At 70.9% G+C, this 4,488-nt stretch carries 4 protein-coding genes and 1 tRNA gene; 2 read left to right on the top strand and 3 right to left on the bottom strand.

Going from position 1 to position 4,488, the window contains the following annotated elements; genetic code table 11:
• Positions 1-643: 643 nt before the first annotated feature.
• Both AC32QD_RS06970 and AC32QD_RS06965 read right to left on the bottom strand, forming a co-directional pair.
• Positions 644-719, bottom strand: a tRNA-Ala gene (locus AC32QD_RS06970).
• A 95-nt stretch (positions 720-814) separates the two neighbouring features.
• Positions 815-1,267, bottom strand: coding sequence for a TIGR02300 family protein (locus AC32QD_RS06965; RefSeq protein WP_492009765.1), 453 nt, complete (start codon positions 1,265-1,267; stop codon positions 815-817).
• A gap of 225 nt (positions 1,268-1,492) precedes the next feature.
• On the opposite strand from AC32QD_RS06965, the gene AC32QD_RS06960 reads away from it, so the two are divergent.
• Complete coding sequence (locus tag AC32QD_RS06960) at positions 1,493-2,746, top strand: polyhydroxyalkanoate depolymerase (RefSeq protein ID WP_492009764.1); 1,254 nt, start codon at positions 1,493-1,495, stop codon at positions 2,744-2,746.
• 79 nt (positions 2,747-2,825) lie between these two features.
• The gene (locus AC32QD_RS06955) at positions 2,826-3,491 is read left to right on the top strand and encodes a M48 family metallopeptidase (protein WP_492009763.1); all 666 of its coding nucleotides are present in this window, start codon (positions 2,826-2,828) and stop codon (positions 3,489-3,491) included.
• Positions 3,492-3,496: 5 nt separating this feature from the next.
• Here AC32QD_RS06955 and AC32QD_RS06950 read toward each other — a convergent pair.
• Positions 3,497-4,488 (bottom strand): DNA mismatch repair MutL family protein (locus tag AC32QD_RS06950; protein WP_492009762.1); only part of this gene is annotated, 992 nt, incomplete at its 5' end.

The raw sequence follows: 4,488 nt of genomic DNA, 5'->3' as shown, positions 1-4,488 counted from the left end.
CCGACCGTGCTGCGCGACACGCACGAGGCGGTGCTGGTGGCCCAGGAGATGCAAAAGCGTCTGAGCGGCCTGCGCCCGCTCGAGAAGCGCTCCCCGCTCTGAGGCGGCTCACCCCCGCGCACTGCCGCCCCGCCAGGCGCGCCAGGCGCGGTGGGACTGCGGCGTCTTGCAGAGATCGCGCGCCGCATCCTCGAAGATCGGCATGCCCTTGCACGCGACCCGCTCGGCCAACCGATCATACCTTGCTTCGCAACCCTGCGACGCTCCTGCGCCTTCTGCTGCACCTCGGCCAGGGTCACCACGAGACGCTGCCGAGCCCGATATCGCGCCGGCCCCCTGCGTCGTTCCCCGCAATATCGATTATTTCGAGCCGCTGCGGCTCACCTCGAGCTAAAGCCCGTCGCCATTCCCCCTAGCGGCCGGGCTCGTACATGGCCTGCACCGGCTTCGCCGCGAGTCGCGGCATGTCCGGAGCTTCCCGCGCACCCGCGCGTAATCGCTTCGGGGAGCGTCCCCCTCATGCATCCCCGCAGAAACTGGGCGGACGTATGAGCCATTTGCACCAGGCTGAAAGGGTGGAGACGGAAATCTCTTTTTAAAGCGGAGGCTCAGGGACGCGCTGAAATGTCCTGACAGGGGGATCTGGTGGAGCCAGGGGGAGTCGAACCCCCGACCTCTTGAATGCCATTCAAGCGCTCTCCCAACTGAGCTATGGCCCCTGTTTGCCCGGCCGCGGGCGGCGCGCGGAACCTAAGCGCGGCGGCGGGGGAGTTCAAGCCAAAACTTCGCCGCGGCCGGGTCCCGGTCGCGCCGCTCAGACGTCCTTGAGATCGTCGTCGCCCTCGTCGAGGTCGTCCAGGTCCTCGTCGTCGTCGTCCTCGTCGTCGTCGTCGAGCAGCACGTCCTCCTCGAAATCCTCGAGCTCGGCTTCCTCCTCGCTCTTGCCCTTCTTGGGCACCGGGATGTCTTCGTCCTCGTCCTCGTCGTCCTCGGACGCCAGCGGAACGTCGTCGTCCTCTCCCTCGTCCGCGTCGTCGTCCGCCTCCTCCTCGTCGTAGACGAGCTCCTCGTCCTCGGTGGCCGACTTGGCCTCCTTTGCGACGGGGCCCGACGCGCTCGCCGCCGCGCCGCGCTTGAGCTTCACGGACTCGGAGAGATCGAGTTCGGCACCGCATTTCGGGCAGACCACAGGGTTGCGCTGAAGGTCGTAGAATCGGGCGCGGCAGTGCGTGCAGGTACGCTTAACACCCCATTCAGGCTTGGGCATTAACCTCTCCAGTGATCGGATTCGCGAAGGCTAGGGCCATTGCCACATAAGCCGCGCAGATGTCAAAAGCAAAATCGGTCGCCGCGCCTCAGCGGAACCATTTCCGCCGGCGGACGTTTTCACACCGGCGTGAGTGTCGGCAGAAAAAAGGAATCCTTGCCGTGCCTGCAAACTGGTCCTACTGTCGCGGTCAAAGAAAAATACCGGTCGGGGCGGGGGAGTTTCGTGCTATACCACGCGTATGAAATGACTCACGCCGCCATGGGCCCGATGCGGGCGGCGGCACGGATGAGCAGCCAGGCGCTGCGCAACCCATTCTTTCCTTTCGCGGAGAGCCTTCCTGCGCGCGCGACCGCCGCGGCATGCGAAATGTTCGTCAATGCCACGCGGCGCTACAACAAGCCCGAGTTCGATATCACCTCGGTCGAGATCGACGGCGAAGCGGTCGCGGTTGCCGAGGAAGTCGCGCTTGAGAAGCCGTTCTGCCGGCTGGTCCGCTTCCGGCGCGATCCGGCGGCCGTCGCCGGGCGCGATGATGCGCCGGTGTTGATCGTCGCGCCGATGTCGGGTCATTTCGCCACCCTGCTGCGCGGCACGGTCACGGCGATGCTGCCCTCCCACGAGGTCTGGGTCACCGACTGGAACGATGCCCGGGACGTGCCGCTGTCCGAGGGCGCGTTCGGGCTCGAGGACTTCACCGACTATGTCGCCGAATTCGTCCGACTCATCGCCGCGCGCGGCGAGCGCCCCGCGGTCATGGCGGTGTGCCAGCCCGGCGTGCCCGTGATGGCCGCCGCGAGCCTGATGGCCGAGGACGACGACGCGGCGCGGCCCTCGGCGCTCGTGCTCATGGGCAGCCCGATCGACACACGCGTCAACGAGACCGAGCCGAACCGATTGGCCAAGACGCGCGAGCTGTCCTGGTTCGAGCAGAACGTGATCGTCACGGTGCCCTGGCCCAATCTCGGCTTCCTGCGCCGAGTCTACCCGGGGTTCCTGCAACTGTCCGGCTTCATGTCGATGAATCTCGACCGCCATCTCGACGCGCATATGGACCAGTTCCTGCACCTGGTGCAGGGCGACGGCGATTCGGCCGCTGCGCACCGCTCCTTCTACGACGAGTACCTCGCCGTGATGGACCTTACCGCCGAGTTCTATCTCGAGACGGTCGAGACCGTGTTCCAACGCCATGCCCTGCCGAAGGGCGAGATGCGCCACAGGGGCCGCCCGGTGCGCCCCGAGGCGATTCGCGACATCGGCGTGATGACCGTCGAGGGCGAGAAGGACGACATCACCGGCCGCGGCCAGACCGTGGCGGCGCTGGACCTCCTCCCCGACCTTGCGGCCGCGCGCAAGCAGGCGCTGCTGGCCGCGAAGGTCGGCCATTATGGCGTCTTCAACGGCACGCGGTTCCGCCGCCAGATCCGGCCGCGCATCGCCGCCTTCATCGAGCGCAACCGGGCCACCGTCGGTGCTTGACCGGCCCGTCGGGGCGCAGTCTTCCGCAATGCACGGCACCACGCTCAGCGTGGACCATCCCCAGCCCGCGAATCGCCCCATGCCCGTGCGGCTGCGTGTGCAGCAACGCGCGCGGCGGCTGACGCTGCGGGTCGATGCGCTTGGCGAGGGCGCCGTCCTGACGCTGCCGCCCGGCGTGCCGCGCGCCGAGGCCGCGGCCTTCCTCGACCGCCAGGCCGATTGGCTGGCCCGCGCGCTGGCGCGCCAGCCGGCACGGGTCTCCGTCGGCCCCGGCGCCCGGCTTCCGGTCGGCGGGGTGGAGGCCGAGGTGGTGCTCGCCGCCGGCGCGCGGCTGCCGCCCCGGCTCGAAGGCGGCTGCCTCGTCGTCACCGGGCCCGGCGCCCCCGGTCCCCGCATCGCCGCCTGGCTCAAGCTGCGCGCACGCGACGCGCTGATGCCCGCGGTGCGGCGCTATGCCGGGATGCTGGGGCGCGAGCCGGGCCCCATCGCCCTGCGCGACACCCGTTCGCGCTGGGGCTCGTGCAGCGCGGCGGGACGGCTCGCCTTCTCCTGGCGGCTGGCCATGGCGCCGGAGCCGGTGCTCGATTACGTCGCAGCGCACGAGGCGGCACATCTGGTCGAGATGAACCACGCCCCCGCCTACTGGACCCTGCTCGAGCGGCTGATGCCCGACTACCGCGAGCCGCGCGCCTGGCTCAAGCGCGAGGGCGCGCGGCTGCACGCCTTCCGCTTCGAGGCCGGCTAGCCGGCTCAGCGCCGGCCGAACAGCCGCTCGATCTCGGCCAGCGTCAGGCTGACATAGGTGGGCCGGCCATGGTTGCACTGACCGGAATGCGGCGTCGCCTCCATCTCGCGCAGGAGCGCGTTCATCTCCTCGGCGCTCAGCCGCCGCCCCGAGCGCACCGAGCCGTGGCAGGCCATGCGCGAGAGCACCGCGTCGAGCCGCGCGCGCACCGCCCCGCTCTCACCCAGATCGGCCAGCTCGTCGGCGACGTCGCCGACCAGCGCCGCCGCGTTGACCTGGCCCAGCGCCGCCGGCACCTCGCGCACCGCCACGGCGCCGCCGCCGAACGGCTCGACCACGAGGCCGAGCTCCATCAGCTCCCCGGCCCGCTCCAGCACCCGCTGGGCCGCGTCCTCGCCCAGCTCCACCACCTCGGGGATCAGGAGCGCCTGGCGGCGCACGCCCGCCTCGGCCACCTGGCGCTTCAGCCGCTCGTAGACCAGCCGCTCATGGGCCGCGTGCTGGTCGACGATCACGACGCCGTCGCGCGTCTGCGCCACCACGTAATTGCCGTGCAGCTGGGCGCGCGCCACCCCGAGCGGCAGGTCCTCGGCCGCCTCGGCCTCTCCGGGCTCCGGCTCAACCCGGGCGCCCGCCCAGCCCGCTCCCGCCCAGCCGGCCTCGGCGAACCCGCCGGCCGCGGGCGCCAGCGGCGCCTGGGCGGCGAGCGCGACCCCGACTGCGGCCGGTGACGGGCCATGCGAGGGCCACCGGCCCGGCGCGGCCGGCGCCGCGCCCGGCCGGAACGCCCCGAGCGCCGCGGCCGAGACCGTGGTCGCCGCCCGGTGCCCGGCCTCGGCCAGCGCGTGGGTCAGCGCCGAGACCACCAGCCCGCGCACCACACCGGGCTCGCGAAAGCGCACCTCGGCCTTGGCCGGGTGGACGTTTACGTCCACCCGCTCGGGATCGAGCTCGAGGAACAGCACCGCCGCCGGGTGCCGGTCCCGGGCGAGGAAAT

Source organism: Thermohalobaculum sp. (genome assembly GCF_058622915.1).
Note: the sequence above shows the minus strand (reverse complement) of the source record. Positions and strands in the feature narration are given on the sequence as shown.

Excerpts from the sequence above, each read along its gene's own strand:
- AC32QD_RS06965 (WP_492009765.1), bottom strand. The coding sequence starts at position 1,267 with ATGCCCAAGCCTGAATGGGGTGTTAAGCGTACCTGCACGCACTGCCGC.
- AC32QD_RS06955 (WP_492009763.1), top strand. The coding sequence starts at position 2,826 with ATGCCCGTGCGGCTGCGTGTGCAGCAACGCGCGCGGCGGCTGACGCTG.